Source organism: Paenibacillus sabuli (genome assembly GCF_014705605.1).
GTDB lineage: Bacteria > Bacillota > Bacilli > Paenibacillales > Paenibacillaceae > Paenibacillus_D > Paenibacillus_D sabuli.
On sequence record NZ_JACXIZ010000058.1, the window covers coordinates 15900 to 39998 of the forward strand.

23 protein-coding genes are annotated in these 24099 nt (G+C 67.3%); 20 read left to right on the top strand and 3 right to left on the bottom strand.

From position 1 onward, the window contains the following. Positions 1 to 102 precede the first annotated feature (102 nt). The 5 genes from IDH44_RS23705 (at position 103) to IDH44_RS23725 (ending at position 5419) form a co-directional block, all read left to right on the top strand. Positions 103 to 1773, top strand: a complete 1671-nt coding sequence (locus tag IDH44_RS23705) for a GspE/PulE family protein (protein ID WP_190921308.1) — start codon at positions 103 to 105, stop codon at positions 1771 to 1773. Between the two features lie 31 nt (positions 1774 to 1804). Further along, on the top strand, positions 1805 to 2851 hold the full coding sequence (locus IDH44_RS23710; protein ID WP_190921309.1) for a type IV pilus twitching motility protein PilT: 1047 nt from the start codon (positions 1805 to 1807) through the stop codon (positions 2849 to 2851). A 35-nt stretch (positions 2852 to 2886) separates the two neighbouring features. Continuing rightward, positions 2887 to 4095 (top strand): type II secretion system F family protein, encoded by a 1209-nt coding sequence (locus tag IDH44_RS23715; RefSeq protein ID WP_190921310.1) that lies wholly within the window; start codon positions 2887 to 2889, stop codon positions 4093 to 4095. 46 nt (positions 4096 to 4141) lie between these two features. Next, entirely contained in the window at positions 4142 to 4516 is a 375-nt protein-coding gene (locus IDH44_RS27260; protein WP_317890246.1) for a prepilin-type N-terminal cleavage/methylation domain-containing protein, read from the top strand. Positions 4517 to 4657: 141 nt separating this feature from the next. Further along, complete coding sequence (locus IDH44_RS23725) at positions 4658 to 5419, top strand: prepilin peptidase (RefSeq protein ID WP_223869985.1); 762 nt, start codon at positions 4658 to 4660, stop codon at positions 5417 to 5419. Between the two features lie 137 nt (positions 5420 to 5556). Here IDH44_RS23725 and IDH44_RS23730 read toward each other — a convergent pair whose 3' ends face one another. Together IDH44_RS23730 and IDH44_RS23735 are read right to left on the bottom strand one after the other, a co-directional pair. Next, positions 5557 to 6033, bottom strand: coding sequence for a PilW family protein (locus IDH44_RS23730; RefSeq protein WP_190921312.1), 477 nt, complete (start codon positions 6031 to 6033; stop codon positions 5557 to 5559). A 43-nt stretch (positions 6034 to 6076) separates the two neighbouring features. Next, positions 6077 to 6547, bottom strand: coding sequence for a type IV pilus modification PilV family protein (locus tag IDH44_RS23735; RefSeq protein WP_190921313.1), 471 nt, complete (start codon positions 6545 to 6547; stop codon positions 6077 to 6079). A 72-nt stretch (positions 6548 to 6619) separates the two neighbouring features. Here IDH44_RS23735 and IDH44_RS23740 point away from each other — a divergent pair, with 72 nt between their 5' ends. From IDH44_RS23740 to IDH44_RS23765, 6 genes are all read left to right on the top strand, one after another. Then, a complete protein-coding gene (locus IDH44_RS23740; RefSeq protein WP_190921314.1) occupies positions 6620 to 8317 on the top strand; it encodes a hypothetical protein in 1698 nt (565 codons plus the stop codon). Between the two features lie 47 nt (positions 8318 to 8364). Next, on the top strand, positions 8365 to 9711 hold the full coding sequence (pilM, locus tag IDH44_RS23745; protein ID WP_190921315.1) for a type IV pilus biogenesis protein PilM: 1347 nt from the start codon (positions 8365 to 8367) through the stop codon (positions 9709 to 9711). Further along, positions 9708 to 10328 carry a hypothetical protein gene (locus IDH44_RS23750; protein WP_190921316.1) on the top strand — a complete coding sequence of 207 codons (621 nt, stop codon included), beginning with the start codon at positions 9708 to 9710 and terminating at the stop codon, positions 10326 to 10328. Before pilM ends, IDH44_RS23750 begins: the two co-directional genes overlap by 4 nt. Further along, positions 10325 to 10936 carry a hypothetical protein gene (locus tag IDH44_RS23755; protein WP_190921317.1) on the top strand — a complete coding sequence of 204 codons (612 nt, stop codon included), beginning with the start codon at positions 10325 to 10327 and terminating at the stop codon, positions 10934 to 10936. The genes IDH44_RS23750 and IDH44_RS23755 overlap by 4 nt, the downstream gene beginning before the upstream one ends. Positions 10937 to 11095: 159 nt before the next feature. Next, positions 11096 to 11695 carry a TVP38/TMEM64 family protein gene (locus IDH44_RS23760; protein ID WP_190921318.1) on the top strand — a complete coding sequence of 200 codons (600 nt, stop codon included), beginning with the start codon at positions 11096 to 11098 and terminating at the stop codon, positions 11693 to 11695. A 30-nt stretch (positions 11696 to 11725) separates the two neighbouring features. After that, positions 11726 to 12388: a bifunctional 2-keto-4-hydroxyglutarate aldolase/2-keto-3-deoxy-6-phosphogluconate aldolase gene (locus tag IDH44_RS23765; RefSeq protein ID WP_190921319.1), complete on the top strand. Its 663-nt coding sequence runs from the start codon at positions 11726 to 11728 to the stop codon at positions 12386 to 12388. 547 nt (positions 12389 to 12935) lie between these two features. On the opposite strand, the gene IDH44_RS23770 is transcribed toward IDH44_RS23765, so the two are convergent. Further along, positions 12936 to 14456 carry a phytoene desaturase family protein gene (locus tag IDH44_RS23770; protein WP_190921320.1) on the bottom strand — a complete coding sequence of 507 codons (1521 nt, stop codon included), beginning with the start codon at positions 14454 to 14456 and terminating at the stop codon, positions 12936 to 12938. A gap of 322 nt (positions 14457 to 14778) precedes the next feature. On the opposite strand from IDH44_RS23770, the gene IDH44_RS23775 reads away from it, so the two are divergent. The 9 genes from IDH44_RS23775 to IDH44_RS23815 all read left to right on the top strand — a co-directional run. Continuing rightward, the gene (locus IDH44_RS23775) at positions 14779 to 16074 is read left to right on the top strand and encodes a glycosyltransferase family 2 protein (protein WP_190921321.1); all 1296 of its coding nucleotides are present in this window, start codon (positions 14779 to 14781) and stop codon (positions 16072 to 16074) included. Beyond that, complete coding sequence (locus IDH44_RS23780; RefSeq protein ID WP_190921322.1) at positions 16061 to 16618, top strand: glycosyl-4,4'-diaponeurosporenoate acyltransferase CrtO family protein; 558 nt, start codon at positions 16061 to 16063, stop codon at positions 16616 to 16618. Before IDH44_RS23775 ends, IDH44_RS23780 begins: the two co-directional genes overlap by 14 nt. Positions 16619 to 16622: 4 nt before the next feature. Then, positions 16623 to 17570, top strand: a complete 948-nt coding sequence (locus IDH44_RS27265) for a MerR family transcriptional regulator (RefSeq protein WP_190921323.1) — start codon at positions 16623 to 16625, stop codon at positions 17568 to 17570. Further along, positions 17563 to 19113 (top strand): phytoene desaturase family protein, encoded by a 1551-nt coding sequence (locus IDH44_RS23790; RefSeq protein ID WP_190921324.1) that lies wholly within the window; start codon positions 17563 to 17565, stop codon positions 19111 to 19113. Before IDH44_RS27265 ends, IDH44_RS23790 begins: the two co-directional genes overlap by 8 nt. A 1-nt stretch (position 19114) precedes the next feature. Then, positions 19115 to 20605, top strand: coding sequence for a phytoene desaturase family protein (locus IDH44_RS23795; protein ID WP_223869983.1), 1491 nt, complete (start codon positions 19115 to 19117; stop codon positions 20603 to 20605). Next, on the top strand, positions 20566 to 21426 hold the full coding sequence (locus IDH44_RS23800) for a phytoene/squalene synthase family protein (protein ID WP_190921325.1): 861 nt from the start codon (positions 20566 to 20568) through the stop codon (positions 21424 to 21426). The genes IDH44_RS23795 and IDH44_RS23800 overlap by 40 nt, the downstream gene beginning before the upstream one ends. Then, positions 21426 to 22154: a carotenoid biosynthesis protein gene (locus IDH44_RS23805; protein WP_190921326.1), complete on the top strand. Its 729-nt coding sequence runs from the start codon at positions 21426 to 21428 to the stop codon at positions 22152 to 22154. The genes IDH44_RS23800 and IDH44_RS23805 overlap by 1 nt, the downstream gene beginning before the upstream one ends. Beyond that, entirely contained in the window at positions 22120 to 22878 is a 759-nt protein-coding gene (locus IDH44_RS23810) for a lysophospholipid acyltransferase family protein (RefSeq protein WP_190921327.1), read from the top strand. Before IDH44_RS23805 ends, IDH44_RS23810 begins: the two co-directional genes overlap by 35 nt. Continuing rightward, on the top strand, positions 22854 to 24099 hold a 1246-nt coding region (locus IDH44_RS23815; protein ID WP_317890247.1), incomplete at its 3' end, for a glycosyltransferase family 2 protein. The genes IDH44_RS23810 and IDH44_RS23815, both read left to right, overlap by 25 nt.

Sequence of the window (24099 nt, forward strand, 5' to 3'; positions counted from 1 at the left end):
ACTTGAAGGAGGGATTCTGGTTTACTGAGGGTATTAATGAACGTAAATGGAAAATGGAGACTTTAGACTTATGCGACTATAGCTGCACAAGGAGGGCGTAACATGGCGGTGTCTCGCAAGCGAATCGGAGATTTGCTGGTAGAGTCGGGCGCGATCACCGAAGCGCAGCTTCAGCAGGCGCTGCAGCAGCAGCGCGACCTGAAAATGCGGCTCGGCGACGTGCTCATTACCCAGGGCTTCCTGACGCAGCAGCAATTCATCGAGGCGCTCGAATTCCAGCTCGGCATCCCGCACGTGCAGCTCTATCGGCACAAGATCGAGTCCAAGGTAATCGGCCTGATCCCGCAGCGGCTGGCGGAGCAGCACGGCGTGCTGCCGGTACGCGTGGAGGGCAACCGCCTCGTCGTGGCCATGGCGGACCCGCTCGATTACTTCGCCATCGACGAGCTGCGGATGGCTACGGGACTGCGCGTCGAGCCGGTCATCGCCTCGCGCGACGAGCTGCAGCGGGCGATCAAGCGCTACTACGGGCTCCAGGAGTCGATCGAGCAGATCAGTCAGGACCTGCGCGAGGAGCAGACGGCGCCGCCGGAAGAGGCGGAGGACGATTCGCCGGTCGTCAAGACGGTCAATCAGATTATCCTGCAGGCGGTGCAGGCGGGGGCGAGCGACATTCACTTCGACCCGCAGGAGGACAGCCTGCGCATCCGCTTCCGCGTGGACGGCATCCTGCGCACCGAGCGCACGCTGCCGCTGGCGATGCAGCCGGTCATCGCGGCCCGCATCAAGATCATGGCCGCGCTCAACGTCGCCGAGCGCCGCGTGCCGCAGGACGGTCGCGTGGAGCAGGAGATCGAATACCGCAAGATCGATATCCGGGTGGCCACATTGCCGACGATCCACGGCGAAAAAGTGGTGATGCGCGTGCTCGACCTCGGCCTGGCGCTGCTCGACGTCGACCGCCTGGCCTTCACGACGGCCAACCGCGACGCCTTCGTCCGGCAGATCGCACAGCCGCACGGCGTCGTGCTGATCACCGGCCCGACCGGCAGCGGCAAGACGACGACGCTCTATGCCGCGCTCTCGCGGCTCAATGCGGACAGCGTCAACATCATGACCGTCGAGGACCCGGTCGAGTACCAGCTCCAGGGCGTCAATCAGATGCAGATCAACAACGTCACCGGGCTCAGCTTCGCGCGCGGGCTGCGGGCGATGCTGCGACAGGATCCGGACATCGTCATGGTGGGCGAGATTCGCGACGCCGAGACCGCCGAGATCGCAGTGCGCGCGGCGATGACCGGTCATCTCGTGCTCAGCACGCTGCATACGAACAGCGCCGTGAACGCGATCAGCCGGCTGCTCGACATGGGGATCGAGCCGTTCCTCATCTCCTCGGCGATCACCTGCATCGTCGCACAGCGGCTCGTACGCGAGAATTGCCCGGCCTGCTCGTCCGCTTACGAGCCGCTGCCGGAGGAGCGCGCGCTGCTGGAGCGGCACGGCATCGCGCCGGGCCAGCTGCGCCGCGGCGCGGGCTGTGCCGAGTGCGGCCGCACCGGCTACAAGGGGCGGTTCGCCATTCACGAGGTGCTGACCGTGGACAATGCGCTGCGCGCGATGATCCTCGGCAAGCGCACCGACGGCGAGTACCTCCAGCATGCGATTCAGCGCGGCCTGATCGTGCCGATGCTGCGCGACGGTCTCGCCAAGGCGGCCGAGGGCCGCACCACGATCGCCGAGGTGCATCGCGTCACGAGCTACGACGAGTCATGAGCGCTACGGGACCTGTGAAGGAGGCACCACGATGATGGAGCTGGAGCACATACTGGCGGCCGCGAGCGCCGGCCGGGCATCGGATATCCATATTACCGCGGGCGCGCCGGTGATGCTGCGCGTCCACGGCAGACTCGTCCCGCACGGCGAGCGGCCGCTGACGGAGCAGGACACCGCCCGGCTGGCGGAGGCGCTGCTGTCGGAGCAGGGTCGGCAGGCGTTCGCCGCGAGCGGAGACCTGGATCTGGCCTATCGCTCCCCGGCCGGACAGCGTTGCCGGGTCAATGTATTCCGCCAGCGCGGCGGCACCGGCCTGACGGTCCGGCTCGTCCCGGAGGCGCTGCCGGAGCTCGGACAGCTCGGTCTGCCGGCGGCTGCGGCTCGCCTGGCGGAGCGCTCGCAGGGCCTGGTGCTGGTGACCGGCCCGACCGGCAGCGGCAAGACGACGACGCTCGCCGCGCTCGTCCATGCGATCAACGAGCGGCGCAGCTGTCATATCGTCACGCTGGAGGACCCGATCGAATTCGAGCATCGGCACAAGCGCAGCATCGTCAATCAGCGCGAGATCGGCCGCGACACCGCCTCGTTCGCAGCCGGCCTGCGCGCGGCGCTGCGCCAGGACCCGGATGTGCTGCTGATCGGCGAGCTGCGCGATCTGGAGACGATCGCGACGGCGGTCACGGCGGCGGAGACCGGGCATCTCGTCTTCGCCACGCTCCACACCGCCGATGCGGCGCAGACGATCGACCGCATCATCGACGTCTTCCCGCCGCAGGGCCAGCAGCAGATACGCGTGCAACTGGCCGCGGTGCTGGCCGGCGTGATCGCGCAGCGTCTGCTGCCGACGGTCGGCGGGGGCGGCCGTGTCGCAGCCTGCGAGATCATGGTCAATACGCCGGCGATCGCCAACCTGATCCGCACGGACAAGGTGCATCAGATCCGCTCGATCATCCAGACGGGGCGGCATAGCGGGATGCAGACGATGGAGCAAGCCCTGCGGGAGCTCGTGCGGCAGGGCCTGGTGACGGAGGAGCAGGCGCGGCAGGCCGTCGGCGAGACGGCCGATCTGAGCGGCTGAGCGTAACGAAGCAGCGGAAGGCAGGGGGAAGCAGGATGCCGATCTATCATTATCGGGCGGTCGACGCCGCCGGCAAGCGGGCCGCGGGCACCGTGGAGAGCGCCACGCTCCAGCAGGCCGCCGAGCAGCTGCGCGGCCGCGGGCTGTGGGCGAGCAAGCTGGTCGACCGCAGTCAGAGCGCGCTGCATCGGGAGATCGAGATCGGCGGGCCGCGGGTCGGGACCGCGCATTTCACGGTATTCTGCCGCCAGCTGGCGACGATGTACAAGTCGGGGGTCGCGCTGGTCGAGGCGATCCGGCTGCTGGCCGAGCAATCGCCAGCGAAGCCGCTGCGCAGGGTGCTCGCCGACATCGCCGAACGCATGAAGGCGGGCGCGCAGTTCTCCGTGGCGGCGGCCGCGCATCCGACGGTGTTCACGCCGGTCTTCGTGAGCATGGTCAAGGCCGGCGAGGTATCGGGCAGTCTCGACGAGATGCTGGAGCGGCTGGCGGTCTTCTACGAGAAGGAGCATAATACGCGCGAGAAGGTCAAGTCGGCCATGATCTATCCGGCGATTATGCTCGTCGTCATGGTGCTGGTCGTCGTCTTCATGATGCTGTTCGTAATCCCGGGCTATGTCGACACCTTCGCGCAGATGAATATCGAGCTGCCGCTGCCGACCCGCATCGTCATGGGGGCGAGCGCCTTCGTGCAGCAGTACTGGTACGTCGTGCTCGCCGCGCTGCCGCTGCCTGGGCTGGCGCTGCGCCTCATGCGCCGCAGCGCCAGCTGGAGTCGTAGGCTCGACCACGCCAAGCTGAAGCTGCCGGTCTTCGGCCGGCTATGGCACAAGCAGGCGCTGGCGCGCTTCAGCCGCACCTTCGCCTCACTGTATACCGCGGCCACGCCGATGCTGCCCGCGCTCGCGATCGTCGCCGAGGTGGTCGGCAACCGGGCGATCGGGGCGGTGATCGAGGAGCTGCGCCAGCAGGTGCGGCGCGGCCAGCCGATGGCCGGTCCGATGGGACAGTCACGGCTGTTCCCGCCAATGGTGACGCAGATGGTCGCCAGCGGCGAGCGCGCCGGCTCGCTGGATACGATGCTGGCCAAGGTGGCGGACTTTTACGAGGCGGACGTGGACGCGATGGCCGAGCGGCTCAAGACGCTGCTGGAGCCGCTCATGATCCTCCTGCTGACCGCCGTCGTCGGACTGATCGTGCTGGCGGTGCTCATGCCTTCCTTCCGCATGATGGAGAGCATGTAGTCCGCCGTTCGATATAGATGCAGCACCAACCTAGGGAGAGGGAGAGATGCAGATGCGCACCATTCTGAAGAACGAGAAGGGACTCACGCTGGTCGAGCTGCTGGCGGTCATCGTCATCGTCGGCATCATCGCCGCGATCGCGGTGCCGGCGATCGGCGCGACGATCAAAAATGCGGAGGAGAAGTCGGACACGGCGACGGATAAAATGATTGAAGAGGCGGCGCTGCGATATGCGATCGACGAGGAAGTCAGCACGGCCACGGCGGTGACGCTGTCAAATGCAGCGACAGGCGCTGACTTGGTCCGCGAAGGCTACTTGAATGCCATTCCGACCTGGAACGATACCGCAAAGGCCAAAAACGGAGTCACGATTACCCCGCAAGCCAACGGCACCTATACGGTGACGTTGACGTCAGGCTGATTCTACGTATACGAACAAGCGATTCGACATTGGCCCGGCTCGGCTGGACCACAGAAGTGGGAAGGCCCATACGTTTATCCAAGGCAGCCCGACTCGGGTTGCCTTTCGGACCATCAGGAGCGAGGTGAGCGCGTGGACGGAATGATCGGACTGCTCGCGGGACTGGGCGGCCTGGCACTCGGCGGAGCGCTCAACGCGGCGGCCATCCGCTGGGACGAGCGGCTGCCGGCGCGGTATCCGCCGACCTACTGCATCCACGGCGGTCATCCGCTGCGGCGGCTGCGCGGGCTGCCGGCGCTCGGCTATGCGCTGACGCGCGGCCGCTGTCCGGCCTGCGGGCGCAAGGTCGCACTGGTTTATCCATTCGGCGAGGCTGCGCTGGCCCTGAGCTGGGCGCTCGCGGGGCTGCAGCTCGGGCCGAGCCGCGAGCTCGCGGCAGCCCTGCTGCTGATCGCTCTGCTGTACGTGATCGTGCAGACCGATCTGTCCGCGCTCGTCATCCCCGATGCCGTCGTCGCTGCAGGGATCGCCGGCGCGCTGCTCATGCGGCTCTGGTCGCATCCGCTGCCGCTCTGGAATTACGGCGCGGCGGCACTGGCAGGCAGCGGCCTGCTGCTGGCCATCGGCGTCTTGTGCAGCCTGCTGCTGCGCAAGGAGGCGCTCGGCGGCGGCGACGTCAAGCTGTACGTCCCGCTCGGCCTGCTGCTCGGCCTCGAGCTCACGCTGCTGAGCCTGCTGCTGGCGAGCGTGGCCGGATTGGCCGGCGCGCTGATCCTGCGGCTAAGCGGCCGCGACGCGCGGCAATTGCCGTTTGGCCCTGCCATCGCGGCGGGCGCGCTGTGCGCGTATTGGTGGGGGGCGCAGTGGGTGGACGCCTACCTGAGGCTGCTGCAGCCCGTGTAGCGGAGCGTGCAGAGCGTACGCGGGGAGCGACGACCCAGGAGGACCTGAGACGAAGGCGTACTCGGGCGACAACATGACGATCTGCTGTGGCTAGCCAGCGTCGATGTGTACGGGCGCGCGCAGACACGGCCCGAGCATCAGCGCAGCGTATACGCGACAGTGCGGAACGTCTCCGTGCGCGAGCCTTCGTACCGCATCGTCAGGGCGATCGACACCCGGCCTTCGGCGACGCTCACCTCGACCGACTCGGTGTGATGCGAGAGCGTCGCGCCGAGTGCGACGGCGGTATCGGCGCCCTCGGGAATGCGCGACGATTCGAAGGTCAGGCGGCCGTCGGCGAGCCGCCGGTAGCGAATGTATTCGCCCGTCTCGGCATTGTCCAGGCTGAGCGCGTAGTCCGCTCCCGCGGTCGCGGCGAAGCCGGTGCGAATCGCGCTCACCATATGGCGCAGGCTGTCCTCGGCCTCCTGCTGCACCGTCTCCCGCAGGGCGATGCGCACCGCGCTGGAGTGGCTCTGGCCGAGCAGCACGATGAGCGTGCCGATGACGAGCAGCGCGATGGCGAGCGCGCCCATTAATTCGATTGCGGTCAAGCCTTTGGCGTTGCGGAGCATGGCTGTCCTCGCTTTCCTTGAATCGCCTGAAGCGTCGGGTGCGTCATTGATACGCCGCATAGCCCTCCAGCGTGTAGCGGCTGTCCTGGCTGCGGCTTGCGACCGTGATGCGGATGTAGCGGAAGTAGTGGTCGATCTCGTACGTCTCGCCGTCCAGCGTGAGCTCGGCGTGCGCAGGGGCGAGCGATTGCACCGTGATGTCGAATTGCGGCGCCTCTGCGTCGGGCGCATGCAGCGCTGCGCCGAGCGTGTAGGGGGGAGCTGTGGACTGGAGCGCGGCGAGGTCCACCTGCTGCCCGTACAGGTCGATCGTCCCGCCGCTGCGCAGATGATGCTTCAGCTCCTCCATCACCGTCCGGGCGATGGTCACGGATTCGCCGGCGCGGGCGTTGGCGCCGCTGAACAGCGCGGTCTGGCCGAGGAGATAGACGGCAGCTGTCACGGCGATGGCCAGAAGGACGACAGCGCCCAGCACCTCGATGAGGGTGAAGCCCGCCTGCTTGTGCCGCTCCATCACAATCCACACCTTTCGACATGCGTCTTTGTACCTCTACTATAAAAGATTTTGGCGAAAGAAGGAAGGAAAATGTCGAAGCGAACGGAACGGGGGAGTGTGCTGCTCCCGGTGCTGGGCTGTATCCTTATCCTCGGGCTGTTGGCCGCGCCGCTGCTGATGCAGGTCAATGTCGGGCTGCTGCAGGCCAAGACGAGCGGGGAAGCGGAGCGCGCCTACACCTATGCGGAGTCGGCCTCGGCCGTGTACGTGCGGCTGATCGAGGCGGCTGCGGCAGAGGGCGTGACCGGCGAGGAGCTGCGCCAGCTCGCGGCTGCGCTGCAGACGCAGTTGCAGGCGGAGCTGACGGCCAAGGGCATGGAGGGCGGCATCGTCATTGCCGTCCGACCGGCGAGCGGCGATCCGACCGGCGTCGATTTTGCGGTCACGAGCGGGTCGGGCGCGCGGGCGCGCGAGCGGGTCGTCCATCTGGCGCTGTATCCCCCGGCTCCGGGCGGCGGCAGCGGGGGCGGCGGACCGGGCGCGGGCAGCGACGGGACGGAGTTCTATTATCGCTATGCGGTCGTGATGCCGGACAGTGCGCGCAATCCGGTATTCAACGCCTGCGGCAGCGGCAATAAACTGGCAGATGACGCCTACTCCAATACTTATATCACGGCGCAATATGAGCAGGAGTTCGAGTCGTATTTCGCCTATTACCGCGAGCGCCATCTTGCGCTGGCGCCTGTCCCGCCCGATTTGGCTGGCGCCGCCGGCGACAAGACCGAGTCCGCTGCGCTCACCGTGTCCGGCACTCGCCCCGGCGTCTCCTACGCGGGCGATATCGAGCTCGATTCGGGCGCGGCGATTGCCGTATCGGCGCTGCCGGACGGGGCGGCGATCCGAGCCGCCGGCAATCTGAAGAGCACGACGGACGCGCACTCCGGCATCGTATTGGAGGGAGACGTGTACGTGGGCGGGGATTTCACCTTCCAGGGCGGCAAGCTGCGAATTGCAGGCGATCTGGTCGTGCGGGGCGATCTGAGAATCGCCAGCGCAACCGACGAACTGATTGTGGAAGGGGACCTGTTGGTGGGCGGCAGTGTGCTCACCTACAATTCCGTCCGTCAATTGACCGTGTACGGCGACATTGCGGTGGGGCAGAACGTGCATTTCGGCAATACCGCGGTCATCGCCGCGCAGGGGGATGTCCGGATCGGCGGCAGCCTCATCTTCGAGAATACAATCGATCAGTCGTCGATCGGCGGCAATCTGTTGGTCGGCGGCGCCGTGCAATTCAACAATACGCTCGAGCGCCTGGAGATCGGGGGCAGCTTCCGGATCGGCCAGAGCCTCGCGACCAAGACGGTGAATCGGCTGGTCGTCGGGTCGGACATACTGATCGGCGGGGCCTCCAATTGGGGGAACACGGTCCAGCTCCTGGAGGTGGGAGGCGCACTGGTCGGCGGCGGCGACATGCGGTTCCGCGTAAGTGTGAACGCGCTGCGCATAGGCGCGGATTTTTGGACAATGGGCAGCCTGACGTTCGACAATTCGGTCAGCGGGCTGGAGACGGGCGGATATCTCGCGGCGTATCGCGATATCCGCTTCGCCAACAACGTATATTCGACCGCGAATGGGCTAAGCGGCTTCTACGCCGGCGGGACGGTGACCTTCCCGAGCTGGTACGAGTGGGCGAGCGGCACGATCTGCATCGATCACGGCCCGCCGCCCTCCGGCGGCGACGGGGGAGGCGGGGGCTACACGATCGGCGACCGCACGTCGAATTGAACGGAATGCGGCGCCGGAGACAGGCGCGAACGAGAGGAGGAGCAGGCATGCTGGATAAGATACGGGACAGCCTCGGCCTGAGCCGGACGACGCTCGGGCTGGAGCTCACCGATCATCATGTGAAGCTGTGCGAGATGCAGCTCGGCGGCTCACGCCCGCGTGTGAAGGGCTATGCGATGCGCGCGCTGCCCGAGGGCACGATGCACGACGGCAAGCTGCTCGCACCGGAGCGGCTGCGCACGGCGCTGACGGAGCTGCTGGCCAGCCGCAAGTGGCGGAGCCGGCAAGTGAATTTCGCCATTCCGAGCCAAAATGTGATCGTGCGCACGGTCCAAATGCCCGACGTCAAGCGGTCCGAACTGCGCAAACTGCTGCAGCACGAGCTCAGGCATGGGATCATGCTGCCCTTTGAAGAGCCGCACTTCGACTTCGTCAAGCTGCCGCACAGTCGGGAGCCTGGGGAAGCCGGTGCGTCCGACGGCCCAAAAGCGCTCGGCGGCGCCGGAGGACCTGGTGTGCCGGGAGGACTTGGCGTGCTTGGCGGAACCGGCGCGGAAGGAACCGCAGCGCTTGGCTCGCCGGGCGCGGCCTCCATGCCCGGCGCTGCGTCCGAGGAGGCGAGCCGCGAGGATGGGGAGACGGACAAGGCGCTCTGCCCGGTGCTCTTGGTGGCGGCGCCGATGGAGCTGGTGCTGGACTATGCGGAGCTGTTGCGCTCCGTGAAGCTGAAGCTGTGCAGCATCGAGCTCAAGGTGTTCGCGCTGCAGCGCCTCCAGCAGACCGAGCGTCCGGAGCTGTCGCCCCAGACGTGGATGGCGGTCGATGTCAATCGGACCACCTGCGACGTGTCGATCGTGCAGCGCGACGCGGTGCAGATCACCCGCAGCATGGAGGTGGACCTGCGGGACGGCCATGCGGGGGCAGCCGCAGGCAGCGGCGTCGCGCAGGCAGCGGCGCCCGCGGGGTGGCTGGAGAGCGCCGCCGGGGCTGCGGCGGCGGTACCGGCCTGGCCGCCGCCTGCCCGGGCTCGCGAGGAAGCGGCGAACCCTCAGAGCGGCGGTCGTGAAGCGTCTGCGGCAGCCGGCGCGCAGGGCGGCTGGCAGCCCTCGCCCTCGTTCGACGCCGCCTGCGAGGAGCTGGCGGCGGAGCTGGAGCGGCTGCTGGACTTCTATCGTTACACGCTCGGGAATCGCGACACGCCGGTCGGCTCGCTTCAGTTGACCGGGGACATCCCGGGCATGCTGCCTCTGGCACAGCGACTGCAAGCGCGCATGCCGCAGCAGATTGTGAAGACGCACGGGACCTCGCTGACAGTCGCCGGCAATACGTCGGGCTGGGATGCCGCGGCGTATGCCGTGCCGCTGGGACTGGCACTAAGAGGGAGGCGACCATGATGGCCTCGATCAATCTCGCCCCGCGTACGCCGTGGCTGGTGCGCTACCGAATCTGGCTCTGTCTGATGCTCGGCATCGCCGGAGTCGCGGCGTTCGGACTCCAGTGGAGCCATGCCCACGAGGCCCGTCAAGCGGCCGCGCAAGCCAGGGCCGAGGCCGCGGCGCTGCAGACGCGGCTGACGGAGCTGGAGGGAGAGGCGGAGCAGCGGACGCAGCGCGAGTCGGGCCGGATCGCCGCGCTCGAGCTGGAGCGGGTGCGCGCCGATCGGACCGTCTGGAGCTCTGGCATCGCGGCCGTTCTGGCCGACTTGCCGCAGGAGAAGACCGGTGGCGCTTCCTCCCGTCCGCAATACGGCGTGTCCGCTTTGGCGGTTTCGGAGAGCGGCGAGCTGACGGCGACTTTGTACTTGAATAGCTACTATAATACGCAGGCCTATATCGGTGCGCTGGAGCAGCAGCCGCTGGCAGCGGACACCGCGGTGGACGAGCTGGCGCTGACGCGACTGGAGCCCGGCGGTGCGCTGCAGCTCGACGGGTACACGGCGGCCTCGCGCCTGTACCGGCTCACGACGCGCGTGCAGCTGGATCTGGCGCAGCTCGCGGAGGGCAAGCCATGAGTGCGCTGGGCAGATCTAGCCGGCAGCGCCGGCAAGCGATGCTGCTCGTGCTCGTCGTCCTGCTGGCGGCCGTGCTGGCCGTGGCGGCGGGGGCTTGGCTGCAGGAGGCGGCCAAGGGAGAATGGGAGCGGGAGCAGTCGCTGGTTGCCGAGGTGGACGGACGGGTCGCAGCGCTGGAAGCGTCCGCGACCCGAGAGGATGGCGCGGATCCGGCGGTCCAGCCTGTGCCCGAGGCGCCGGACAAGGGAGGCGTATTGGGCGAGCTGGCAGCGAGCATGGAGGAGGCCGGCGTGCTGTTCGTCGATCTGACCGAGCTGGACGAGTTGGATGAACTGCCTGGCGCCGCCGAGGCCGCGTCGTCGACTTCGGTCCTGCGTTCGCATCGCTTCGAGCTGACGGTCGACGGCCCGCTGACGCATGTGGTGACGCTGCTGGATGCCTTGCAGGCCGCGCCGCGGCTGCTGCGCACGGACCGGTTTGCGCTGGAGGCTATCCGTCCGAGCGGCATCGAGGCTTACCCGGCATCCGCGCTGGCGCGTTATGCCATTTCGCCGGACGAGCAGCTATACCGCATGACGCTTAGGTTGAGCGCATTTTCACAGCGCTAGAATCGCGCGAGGTTTGCGACGGCATCCAGGCGGCGCATCTGTATGGCGGACTCTTCTTTAAGGGAAGGTCGGCTTTTGCACAGGGGGCGGCTTGCGGTATAATGGGAAGGATCAGCCGGTGCTGTGAGATCGGATTGAGGGTTAGGAGTGGTGCAGGTCGTGCAGGAATGGATCGATCAAGCGATCGAACGCCTCGTCGCGAGCGCCGGGCTGGACGGGTATATGCTGCTGCTGCTGACGACTCCGTTGTCCATTGTCCAAGGGATTGTTACGTTTTTTCCATTTGCCACGCTCATGCTGCTCCACGTCGCCACATTCGGGGTAGTGGAGGGATTGCTCGTGAGCTGGCTGCTCGGCACGCTCGCCTCGATCGTCTGCTTTTGGCTGAGTCGTTCGCTGCTGCAGCCGTGGTTCATGCACCGCTTTGGCGAGCGGCTCGCCAAGTACGACAAGTGGCAGCGCCACATGGATCATTATGGCGTGTGGGTGGTGATCCTGCTGCGCTCGATTCCGATTGTGCCGAGTAATATCATATCGATCATGGCGGCCATCTCGCCGCTGCATTGGCGCGCCTACCTGTGGTCCACGACGATCGGGACTTTTTCCCAGGTGTGGTTGTTTGCCTTGCTTGGCTCGTCGCTGCTGGACCCCGACAGCGATACGTTCATGATCTGGGCGGCCTACGCGGGCTTCTGCTTCTTGCTGCTGGTGCTGTTCCTGGTGCGGCGCGCGCGGAGTCAGGTCAAGGGCCAGGGGTGAATGACTGAATACGAAAGAAGGAACGTCAGCATGAAAAAAATCAAAGTATTGAACCAGCTTGTCGAAGAGGGCGTCGTCGCGGTCCTGCGCGGGGACACGCCCGAGGAAGTGGTCGAGATGGCGGAGCAGGCCATCGCAGGCGGCATCAAGTCCATCGAGGTAACGATGACTGTGCCTCGCGCGCTCCAGGCCATTGAGACACTGGCCAAAAAATACAACTCCGGCGCCGCCGATCCGGATCGCTATGCCATCATCGGAGTCGGCACCGTGCTCGATCCGGAGACGGCGCGCGCGGCGCTGCTCAGCGGCGCCGAATTCGTTGTCGGGCCTTCGCTCAACCCGGCCACGGTCACGCTCTGCAACCGCTACTGCGTCCCGGTGCTGCCGGGCGTCATGACCGTCAAGGAGATTCAGGAAGCGCTGGAGCTGGGCGTCGATATCGTCAAGCTGTTCCCGGGCAACTTGTACTCGCCGGCGATGATCAAGGCGATCAAGGGGCCGCTCCCGCAAGCGAATCTGATGCCGACCGGCGGCGTATCGCTGGACAACCTGGGTGAGTGGATCAAGGCCGGGGCCGTCGCGGTCGGCATCGGGTCCGATCTGACGCAGGCGGCGGTGGCTCAGGGCGACTATTCGCTCGTCGCCAAGCGCGCCTCCCAATACGTCGAGGCCTACCGCGCCGCCAAGGGCTGATGGCATTGAAGTGATGGCGACGTGCAACGACGCACGAACGACAGTCGAGCATCATCGGCGTCATCGGCGTTCATTGGATTCCGTGTTGCAAAGCTCGTTTTGGAGCAGTTTTTAGCGGACAAAAATGTCCGCTAGAGGCTGCTTTTTGTTGTTTTTCTATGTCTTACGGTCAAAAATGAGCAGAGGAAGGCGGAGAGGTGAACTGATGATTAAGGCATAAATTGGCGGCGGCCAAGTGGAGGGATGGTACGAGTATCCAGTTAAAGAAACGTACCGCAATGGGGGGTGAAAAAGAGCAAAAAGAACTTCGCAGTTTATGAAGTCCTTTTTGCACTTCCTAACATAGCAGGTGCCCGCGCTCCCACCCACTCACCACTGCCAATGGCGCCAGTTTTGGCCGCTGCGCGAAGCGCGCGAGCTGCCGCCCCCGCAAGTAGCGCCGGTGTTGGTCATTGCGCCAGCGCCCGGGCTCCGAGCGTCGCCGCGATCCGCTGCCTTCCACCTACTTCCATTAAGCCGCAGCCATCAACCCGCAGCCGTGAGAGGGTTACCGGCCGGGTCCCGCGTTGCGCACGGCCGCCGGGCGGCCGTGGTGCTCGCGGATCAGGTCGGCGGTGAGCTGGCCGGACAGCGTCACCATCGGGACGCCGCCGCCCGGATGCGTGGAGCCGCCCACGAAATACAGGTTGCTCGCCAGGTCGCTGCGGCTCGGCACCTTGAAGCCGCCGTTGCGCTTGCGATCGGTCGCGACGCCGTAGATCGAGCCGCCGTTGGCGCCGTAGAGCCGCTGCAGATCGTCGGGGATGAAGCTCGACTCGTATTCGATATGCCCGCGCAGGCCGCTCAGGCCCATGCGCTCCAGCTTGTTCAGCACGAGCTCGCGATACTGCGCATGGTAGTCGGTCCAGCTCTCGCCCTGCTTGAGCGGCGGCACGTGGGTCAGCACGAACAGGTTCTCCTTGCCCGGCGGCGCCTGCGTCGGATCGGACTTGGCGGAGACGCCGATGTAGACAGTCGGGTCCGGACTTGGCACGTTGCGCTCGAACAGGTCGTTGAATTCGCGTGCGGGGTCCTGGGCGAACAGAAAATTGTGATGCTGCAGCTGCGGGTAGCTGCGATTCACGCCGAGCAGCAGCACCAGGCCCGAGACGGTCGGCGCGTACTTGCGCAGGCGCGCCTCGGCGGCAGGCCGTCCCGGCGCATCCTGGAGCAAGGTCTGGTGCGCGGGGATGGCTTCAAGATTGGAGACGACGATATCCGCCTCGTGGAGCGTCCCGTCCTCCAGCAGCACGCCCGCCGCCCGGCTGCCGCGCAGCACGATCTGGCGCACGGGCGCATTCGTCTGCACGTCGACGCCGAGCTCCTCGGCGAGGCGCAGCATGCCCCGCGCGATATTGTACATCCCGCCCTCCACATAATAGATGCCGAGCCCGAGCTGGACATAGACGAGCTGGGACAGTACGGCGGGGGCGGCATACGGCGAGGAGCCGACGTACATGATGAGGAAGTCGAACAGCTGCCGCAGCCGCGCATCCTGCAGATGGCGCGCCGTATGCTGGTGCATCGTGCGCAGCGGAGCCATCGCCAGCAGCTCCTTGACCGTGTGCAGACTGCGCAACTCGCCGAGGCCGCTGAGGCTGCGGCTATAGAAGCTCTTCATGCTGATGTCGTACATCGCCTTGCATTCCTGCACATACGCCAGGAACCGGTCGGCATCGGCAGGCGAGAGGGCTTCGATCTCACGCAGCATCGCCGGCAGATCGCCGCTCACGTCCAGACGTGTGCCGTCCTCGAAGAAGGTGCGCCACTGCGGCTCCACGCGTTGCAAGGTCATATAATCCTCGAGCCGACGTCCGCAGGCGGCGAACAACTGCTCCAGCACCCACGGCATGGTGAGAATGGAGGGGCCGGTGTCAAAGCTGTAGCCGGCGCCGCTGCGAATGTTCAGCTTGCCGCCGGCCCGTTCGTTTTTCTCCAGCACGGTGACCGCATACCCGTCCGCTGCCATACGGACCGCACAGGACAGTCCGCCCAGCCCCGCGCCGACTATGACCGCTTTTTTCTTCATAATCTCGAACTCCTCTCATCGCCACGAGACGCGCCGCACCGCTAGGACTGCTCGCTCGCTGTGTTTTGTTGTAGTTTGTTGTAGATGGTTTGGCTAACCTTTGGTTTAGGTTTGTGCAAGGTGGGTATAACGTTTGTATAGACTTGTGTTTGCCCTTAGGAATCTTTTCTGTTTTCCTGTGACGCCACCTTGTGATGAAGACTAAAATCGGCCTGTACCCCATATGCATGTGGAAAGTGGAAAAAGCTGTGTGATCTTCCTTTATCCTATCCGCAGTTGCCGATTTTCAAACGTCATGCGTGTAAAGAGGGAGGACAGTCACATGGATTCACTTGCATTCGCGCTGGGCTGTTCGGCTGTCGGACTGCTCGGCGGGTGGCTGATGCTGCGCCGCATGCGCAGGCTGGAGCTGGCGCAGCATCCTGCCCAACCAGAACCGGACCAACCAGAATCGAGCCTGCTGGAACCGAATCAACGGGACCAGCCAGATCTACCGGAAAAGGCGGAGGCGCGGCCGGGCGCGTTCGACGAAACGGAGGTCCGCCCGATCGCGGCGGCCGGCGACGAGCGACAAGGGCATCGAGCTGGCGCGCAGCCCGGTAGGAGCAGCCCGAAGCCTGTAGCGCTCACGGTGGTGATTCCCGCGCGCAACGAAGCGCACAATCTGGGCGCGCTGCTCGGCTCGCTCCAGGCGCAGCGCGTCCCCGCGGCAGAGGTGCTCGTCGTCGACGACGGCTCGGAGGACGGGACGGCGGAGGTCGCCAAGCGGCTCGGGGCGCGCGTCGTCGTGCCGGGTCCGCTGCCTGCAGGCTGGCTCGGCAAGAGCTGGGCGTGCTGGCAGGGAGCCGCCGCCGCCGCACAGCCGCAACTGCTCTTCCTGGATGCGGACATCGTGCTCGAGCCGCAGGCGCTGGAGCGGCTGTCGACGGCAGCGAGCGGTGCGGAGCTGCTCTCCGTGCAGCCGTACCATAGCATGCAGCATCACTACGAGCGGCTGTCGGCCGTCTTCAATATCGTCGTGCTCGCATCGGTCGCGCTGGGCGGCGGCGCGTTCGGTCCGTGTGTGATGTGCCGCAAGCAGGACTATCTGGCGGCGGGCGGTCATGCCGCAGTGAAGGGACGCGTGCTGGACAATCATGCGCTGAGCGGCGCCTTCCGCGCTCGGGGAATGCGCGTACATAGCCGCAGCGGGCGAGGCGTGATGCGCTTTCGGATGTACCCGCAAGGGCTGCGGCAGCTCCTCGGCGGCTGGAGCAAGAGCTTCGCCAGCGGCGCTGCCGCCACGCCGCCGCCGGCCTTGGCGGTGATCGTGCTGTGGCTGGCGGGCGCTGCCTCCGCAGCAGGCCTCGCAGCGCGCGCGCTGGACGAGCCGAGCGCCGCAGCGGCGTTCGCGGCGGGTCTTGCCTACGCGGCGCATGCGGCGCTGTTCGCGGCGCTGCTGCGCCGCGCCGGTCGCTTCGGCCGCTGGCCGGCGCTGCTGTATCCGCTGCCGCTGGTGCTGTTCTTCGCCGTATTCGCGCGTTCGGCGGCGCAGACCTTCGTGCGGCGGCGGGTGAGCTGGAAGGGCCGGTCGATCGCGACTGGCAGCGGCGGGGGCCCGGACGATGCGTCTGCTTGAGCTGGCGCCGGGATGGACGATTCTGCTCAATATCCTCGGCTGGCTGACGGTCCAGCTCGGCGCGGCCTGGCTCTGCCAGCAGCTGCCGGCGCATTGGTTCGCCTGCGGGGCGGCAGGCCGAGCCGACCCGCAGGCCGCACGCAATCGCTCCGCCTCGCCCCGGCGTGAGGACGACAGCCCGGCTGCGCCAGACGGGTTCGCCTCGCGGGAGGAACGCTTCTACGCCCGCTTCCTGCGCATTCGCGCCTGGAAGCACCGCCTGCCCGACGGGGCGCGGTTGCTGCGCGGCGGCTTCGCCAAGCGCGAGCTCTGCATGCGGGACGTCGCCTACTATCGCCGCTTCGTCGCAGAGACGCGGCGCGCCGAGCTGACGCATTGGCTGGCCATGGCGCCTGCGCCGCTCTTCTTCCTATGGAACGCGCCGGCCGCCGGTTGCATCATGCTGGTCTACGCGCTGGCTGTCAATCTGCCCTGCATCGCAGCGCAGCGCTACAATCGGATTCGCCTGCATCGCCTGATTCGCACTCGCCGCAGAAAGAAGTGATTACGTGTATACCATCCGTCAAGTATCCGACATGCTGGACATCCCGGCCGTCACGCTGCGCGCCTGGGAGGTGCGTCATCATGCAGTCGAGCCCGCCAGGACGTCCGGCGGCTATCGCGCCTACTCCGAGCAGGACATTGCCGATCTGCAATGGCTGAAGCGGCAGACGGAGCGCGACGGTCTGACGATCAGCCAAGCCGTGGCCGAGCTGCGCCGGCAGCGCAGCCGACAGCCGGGCTCCGCCGCGCCGCAGCACGGCGCGCATCTGGCCGACTGCGAGCAGCTGAGAGAGCGGCTTTACGATGCGCTGGCCGCCTTTCGTTCCGACGAGGCCAAGACGCTGGCCGACCTGGGGTTCTCCATGTATGGGCACGATACGATGATCTCCCGTGTCTTCGCGCCGTTGCTCGTCCAGGTCGGCGACCGGTGGGAGAGCGGCGAGGCCTCCGTCTTGCAGGAGCACTATATGACCCAATTCGTCACGCAGCGCTGCTTCGCTATCTACCAGGTGTTCCCGGTCGATCCGCAGCAGCCGCGCGCGCTGGCGATCTGCCCCTCGGGGGAGCGGCATCAGACCGGTCTGCTGCTATTCGCGCTGTTCCTGCGGCAGAAGGGGATGGAGGTGCTCTATCTGGGCGCGGATACGCCTTCCGACGGATTGGAAGCGCTGATCGCCGAGCAGCGCATCGGCGTCGTCTGTCTCTCGCTCACGCTGGCCGAGCTGCAGCAAGGCGCGCTGGCGCTGGTCGAGCGGCTGCGCGAGGCGCAGCCGCATCTGCAGTTCGTGCTGGGCGGGCGCGGCTTCGCCGGCGTGCCGGCGCCCTATGAGGCGTGGACGCTGGAGGGACAGACGGAGGCGAGCGCGGCGCAGTGGGAGCGCTGGTACGCTGCATTGCGCGAGCACGGCCGGCCCGATCAGGCCGGTATGCATGGAGGAGAGCGGCATGGATAATGGAACAGTGGCCGTCGTCGGCGCGGGGCCGGGCGGATTGGCGGCGGCGATGCTGCTCGCGGGTGGCGGGTACCGTGTCACGGTGTACGAGAAGCAGCCGCAGGCCGGCGGGCGGACCTCGCGTCTGGAGCTGGGCCCCTTCCGCTTCGACAAGGGGCCGACCTTCCTGATGATGCCGCATCTGCTCGAGGAGCTCTTCGCGGCGGTCGATCGCTCGCTGCATGACTATGTGGAGCTGATTGAGCTGGACCCGCTCTATCGCCTGCAGTTCGGCGAGCTGCACTTCGAGCCCTCGCGCGACCCGGCCCGCACGCGCGAGCTGATCGAACGTCATTTCCCCGGCAACGGAGCCGGCTACCTGCGCTTCATGCGCGACGAGGAAGCGAAATTTCGCCGCGTGTCTCCGCTCTTGCAGCGGCCGTTCGCCAGCCCCAGGGATTATATCGCACGCGACGTATTCGCCGCGCTGCCGCGCCTGCATGCGACCGATACGGTCTACGGCCGGCTGTCGCGCTACTTCACGGACGAGCGGCTCAAGTATGCCTTCACCTTCCAGGCGAAGTACCTCGGCATGTCGCCGTGGGAATGTCCGGGCACCTTCACCATGCTGAGCTACCTGGAGCATCGCTACGGCCTGTTCCACCCGATCGGCGGAGTCAACCGGGTCTGCGAGGCGATGGCGCAGGTGGTGGGCGAGTATGGCGGCGAAGTCCGAACGGCGACGCCCGTGCGGCGCGTCCTCGTGCGCGACGGCCGCGCCTGCGGCGTGGAGCTGGAGGGCGGCGAGCGCGTCGCGGCCGATCATGTCGTCCTCAACGCCGACTTTGCCACCGCGATGAACGAGTTGTTCGAACCGGGCCAGCTGCGCAAGTACACGCCGGAGCGGCTCGCGGCCAAAAAGTATTCCTGCTCGACCTGCATGCTCTACCTGGGACTCGATATGGAGGTCGACATGCCGCATCATACGATCCTGTTCGCCGAGGACTACCGCCGCAATGTGGAGGAGATGATGCGCGGACGCCGGCTCTCCGACGATCCGTCGATCTATGTGCACAATCCCGGCCGCACCGATCCGACGCTGGCTCCGCCCGGTCAGACGGCGCTCTACGCGCTCATGCCGGTGCCCAATCTGGAGGCGGAGATCGACTGGCGGGAGGAGGGCGAGCGGGTGCGCGCCCGTATGCTCGCGCGTCTGGAGCGGGAGCCGGGGCTGCGCGGTCTCGCCTCGCGCATCGTGCGCGAGGCGATGATCACGCCGCTCGGCTGGCGCGACGATCACGGGGTGTACCGCGGCGCGACCTTCAACCTGGCGCATTCGCTCGACCAGATGATGATGCTGCGTCCGCACAATCGTTTCCAGGAAGCGGCCAACTGCTGGCTCGTCGGCGGCGGCACGCATCCGGGCAGCGGATTGCCGACGATCTTCGAATCGGCGCGCATCAGCGTGCGGCTGCTGATGGAGCAGGATCGGCGCGCTGCGCGGCGTGCCGGCGCAGCGCGCCGAAGTGCCGCATCCGGTCCGCATGGGAAGGGGGCGGTGTAGCATGCATATCGCCATCGTCGGCGGCGGCGTCGGCGGCATGACCGCGGCGCTGCTGCTGCGCCGCCGCGGCATGCGCGTGACGCTGTACGAGCGTCAGCCGCGCTTGGGCGGCCGCCTCGCCTACGAGACGGGCGGCGGCTATCGCATCGACCAGGGCCCGACCATCGTGCTGCTGCCCGAGATGCTGCTCGGCATCCTCGAGGAGGCGGGCATCCCCCGCAGCCGCGTGCCGCTCGTGCCCTGCGACCCGATGTACCGCATTCATTACGCCGACGGTACGGTGCTGCACAAGTGGCGCGATCCGGATCGTCAGGCGGCCGAGCTCGAGCGGCTCTCCCCGGGCGAGGGGGCGGGCTTCCTCCGCTATATACGGGACATGGAGCGCGGCTATCGCGAGGGCAAGGCGGCGTTCCTCGACCGGCCGTTCCTGCGCCGCCGCGACTTCTACACCGCGGGCAATCTGGCGCTGCTGACACGGCTCAAGGCGTACAAAAGCGTGCGCGGACTGGCGGCGGATTACTTCCGCGACGAGCGGCTGCGCGACGCCTATTCGCTGCAGACGCTGTATATCGGCGGCGCGCCGTTCCAATCGCCGGGCCTGTACACGCTGCTGCCGTACGCCGAGCATGCGTACGGCGTGTGGTACCTCAAGGGCGGCTACGCCGCGCTCGTGCCGATCCTGGAGCGGGAGCTGCGGGAGCAAGGGGTGGAGGTGCGCCTGGACGCCCCGGTCGAGCAGCTCTGGATCGAGGAGGAGCGGGCGGCGGGCGTCTACTGCGGCGGGGAGCGCGTCCGCTATGACGGCGTCGTGTACAACGGGGATTACCCCGGCATCGGGGCGCTGCTCGGCGACGCGGGCGGCGCCGGGCAGCGCCGCCGCTACACGCCGTCCTCGGGCTGCGTGCTGATCTATCTCGGGCTCGACCGGCAGTGGCCGAAGGCGGCGGCGCATCAATTTTTTCTGCCGCGCTCGCTGACTGCCGGCTTGCGCCGGATTTTCGGCGAGGGACAGCTGCCGGACGACCCATCCTTCTATGCCTTCTACCCCGGCGCCCTCGATTCGGACGCCGCGCCGCCGGGCGGCAGCGTGCTGTATCTGCTCGTCCCGGCGCCGCCGGCCGGCCGGCTCGACTGGTCCGCGGTGACGCCGCCGCTCGTGCGGCATGTGCTGGCCGAGGCCGAGCGGCGCGGCTTCCCGGGGCTGCGGCAGGCGATTCGCTGGCAATCGGTCCGCACGCCCGCGGACGCCGCGGCGGAGGGCCTGTACCAGGGCGGCAGCTTCGGCATCGCGCCGACGCTGACGCAATCGGCCGTCTTTCGCCCGCAGATTGCGTCCAGCGCGGTGAAGGGGCTGTATGCGGTCGGGGCTTCGGTTCATCCCGGCGGCGGCGTTCCGATCGTCATGCAAGGCGCACGGCTTCTCGCCGATCATTTGACCAAGGGGATGAACATATGGAATTGGCCTCCGCACTCGCAAGCTGCGAATCGATGATCAAGCAAGGCTCCACCACGTTTTACAAAGCATTCGGCTATTTGCCCAGTCCGCGCAGGGAGGCGGTATTTGTCATCTACGCGTTTTGCCGGATGATCGACGACGCCGTCGACGAGCCGGAGCGCGCGCCGTATCCGCTGGACGAGCTGGAGCGCAGCTTTTTGGAGCTGGAGCGGGCGGAGGGCCATTTCATTTGGTCTTCTCTGCGCTGGCTGTTTGCGACCTTCCCCGCCCTCGGCCAGGAGCCTTTTCTGCGCCAGATGGAGGGGCAGCGCCGCGACTTGCGTTTCACGCACTATCGGACGATGGAGGAACTGGAGGGCTATTGCTACCTCGTGGCCGGGACCGTGGGCGAGATGCTGCTGCCGGTGCTGCATGATCGACCCGGCCTTGACGTGGTCGAATCCGGCATCTACCTCGGCAAGGCGATGCAGATCGTCAACATCGTGCGCGATGTGGGCGAGGACCGCGACCGCGGCCGTCGCTATGTGCCGCTCGAGCTCATGGCGCGGCACGGCTATTCCGAGCGGGAGTTCGAGGCGGGTGAGGTAAACGAGGGGCTGCGCCAGGTCATCCGCGAGCTCGACGCGACGGCGCGCGAATGGTTCAGGCGCGGCTTGCGCGATCTGGACACGTACCCGCCCGCGAGCGCCTTCTCGGTCGAGCTGGCGGCCCGCTTTTACGAAGCGATTCTCGACGAGGTCGAGGGCGGCGGCTACCAGGTGTACACGCGCCGGGCGCATGTCGGCCAGCTGCGCAAGCTCAAGCTGCTGGCGAAGATCGGCGAGAAGTACGCGCCGCGCTATTTGGCTACGCCATGATGCGCCGCGTTTTCTATTTTTGGTATGCGGTGGGCCTGATCCTGATGCTCACCGTCGGCGTGCCGAGCTGGCTCGGCTTTGCCAACGGCCTCTTCCTGCTCTTCTTCGCGCTCTATACGCTGAATGTGGAGGGGCGGCTCGGCGAGCCGCGCCACGCGCGCTGGCCGCGCGCGGCGCTGATCGGCCTGGCCACCTTCCTGGTGGAATGGCTCGGCGTGCGGACGGGCTGGCCGTTCGGCGAATATGCGTATACGCCGCTGCTCGGCTGGGGCGTCGGCGGCGTGCCGCTGACGATCGCTTGCGCCTGGGTCGGCGTCGTCCTGCTCGCGGCGCTCGTCTCCGAGTCGGGCTCGCGCTGGCTGCGGGCGCTGCTGACCGGGGTGTGGACGGTCGTCTTCGATCTCGTGCTGGATCCGGTGGCGTTCGCGCGCGAATTCTGGATCTGGGGCGACGGCCACGGCGGCGGCTACTTCGGCGTGCCGATCGTCAATTTCGTCAGCTGGTTCGTCCTGTCGGCGAGCCTGTCGCTGCTGCTGCCGGTGCGCATGATGACCCTGGCGGTCAGACGGGAGGCCGTGCGGCTGCTCCAGCTGATGCTGCTTATGTTCGGCTTGCTCGGGGCCAAGGAAGGGCTGTACATACCGCTGGCAGTCGCCCTGATCGGCATGCTGGCTGCGGAAGGAGTGCTGCGGTATGTCCCGCCTCGTCAACCCAAGCCCGCTGTTTAGTCGCGTTTTTGCGCGGTACAACGAGCGCTGCCTGCTGCGCCGCCATTTCCATACGGTGGGGCTGCGCGGCACGCTCGATCCGGCGCCGCAGGGCCAGCCGGTGCTCTACGTGATGAATCACAGCTCGTGGTGGGACGGCCTCGTGCTGTATCAGGCCTTCCGCCGGGCTTCGACCCGCCGCCACTATGTGCTGATGGACGAGGCGCAGCTGGCGCGCTACCGCTTCTTCGGCCGGCTCGGGGCGATCCCGATCGACCGGGCGAGCGCGCGCGCCAGCCTGCGCTCCCTCGATGCGGCGGCGGAACTGCTGCGCGAAGGCAGCGGGGTATGGCTGTTCCCGCAGGGCGAGATTCGCCATCTCGAGGAACGCCCGCTCGCCTTCCGCACGGGGGCGGGCTATCTGATGGAGCGCTGCCCGACGGTGCTCGTGCAGCCTGCGACCATCTATTATAGCCATGGCTTGCATCAGAAGGCGGACGTCTCGCTCTGGCTGGGCGAGCCGCTGTACGGCGACTGGCCGCAGCTCGGCCGCAAGCCTGCGGCGCAGCGCATTCAGGACATCCTGGAGGCGCAGCTTGACGCGCATCGGGCGCAGGTCGTCGCGGCGGCCGGCGGGCCGCCGGCGCATTTCAACCCGCTGCTGGCGCCGGGGCGTTCGACGAGCGAGGCGTTCGACGCGTTCAAAAAGGGGGTGGCGCGGTGGTCTTCGTTCTTTGGGCGATAGCGGCGGCGCTGCTCCTGCAGCTCGGCTTCGTGCTCTGGAACGTGCGCCAGCTGCCGCGGCTCGGGACGGGGCGGCGCGGCCGGGCGTGGCTGGACGGCAGGCCGCGTCCGGACCGGGAGGAGTCGGCCCGCGCCGATGGACGAGGTACGGCTGCGGTCGCCAGTGACAGGCGAGCGGAGGGGCGCCAAGTCGAGCGCCAAGTGACGTCTGGCGGCGGCGCCCTTGGCAGAGGCGGCGCCGTCGGCATGGGCGCGGCCACTGCCGCTGCCGGCAACGGTCATCCAGGCGGCGCAGCCTCCGCCTCGCCGGTCCGGCTCTCGGTGCTCGTCCCGGCGCGCAACGAGGCGGACAATATCGCCGCCTGCGTCCGCTCCGTGCTGGCGGAGTCCTCGCCTCATCTGGAGCTGCTCGTCCTGGACGACGGCTCGGACGACGGCACGGGCGAGCTGGCCCTTGCCGCAGGCGGCGGCGATCCGCGCCTGCGCGTGCTGCGCGGCGCCTCTCTGCCGCCGGGCTGGCTCGGCAAGTCGCACGCCTGCCATCAGCTGGCGGAGACCGCCCGCGGCAGCTGGTGGCTGTTCCTCGACGCCGACGCGCGGCTGGCGCCGGGCGCGCTCGCGGCGGCCCTGGACACGGCGCTGGCACAGGGCGAGGGCCTGGTGACCGGCTTTCCCCGGCAGGAGACGGGGAGCTGGCCGGAGCGGCTCGTCGTGCCGCTGATGACCTTCACGGTCGCCTGCCATCTGCCGATCCGGCTCGTGCGCGGCTCCGCCGATCCGCGCTTCGTCGCGGCGCACGGCGCCTTCCTGCTGATCGCGGCGGACAGCTACGCGGCGATCGGCGGGCACGCGGCCTTCCGCAGCCATCTCGTCGACGACATGGCGATGGCCCGCGCCGTCAAGCGCGCCGGCCTGCCGGTCACGCTCGCCGACGTGCGGCGCGAGGTGACGATGCGGATGTACCACGACGGCGCGGGCGTATGGCAAGGCTACAAAAAAAATCTGTACACCGGCCTCGGTCGCAGTCCGCTGCTGCTGGCGGGCGTCGTACTGGCCTATGCGATGCTGTATGTGCTGCCGCCGCTGGCCGCTCTGGCTGCACTAGCGGCGCTGGGCGCGCTCGCGGCGGGAGCGCCGGATGCCGCGGCGGCGTGGAGTGCCGCCGCTGGCGCAGGCGGCGCGGGCTGGCCGGGCGGCTGGCTGGCGCCGGCCGCGCTCGGCT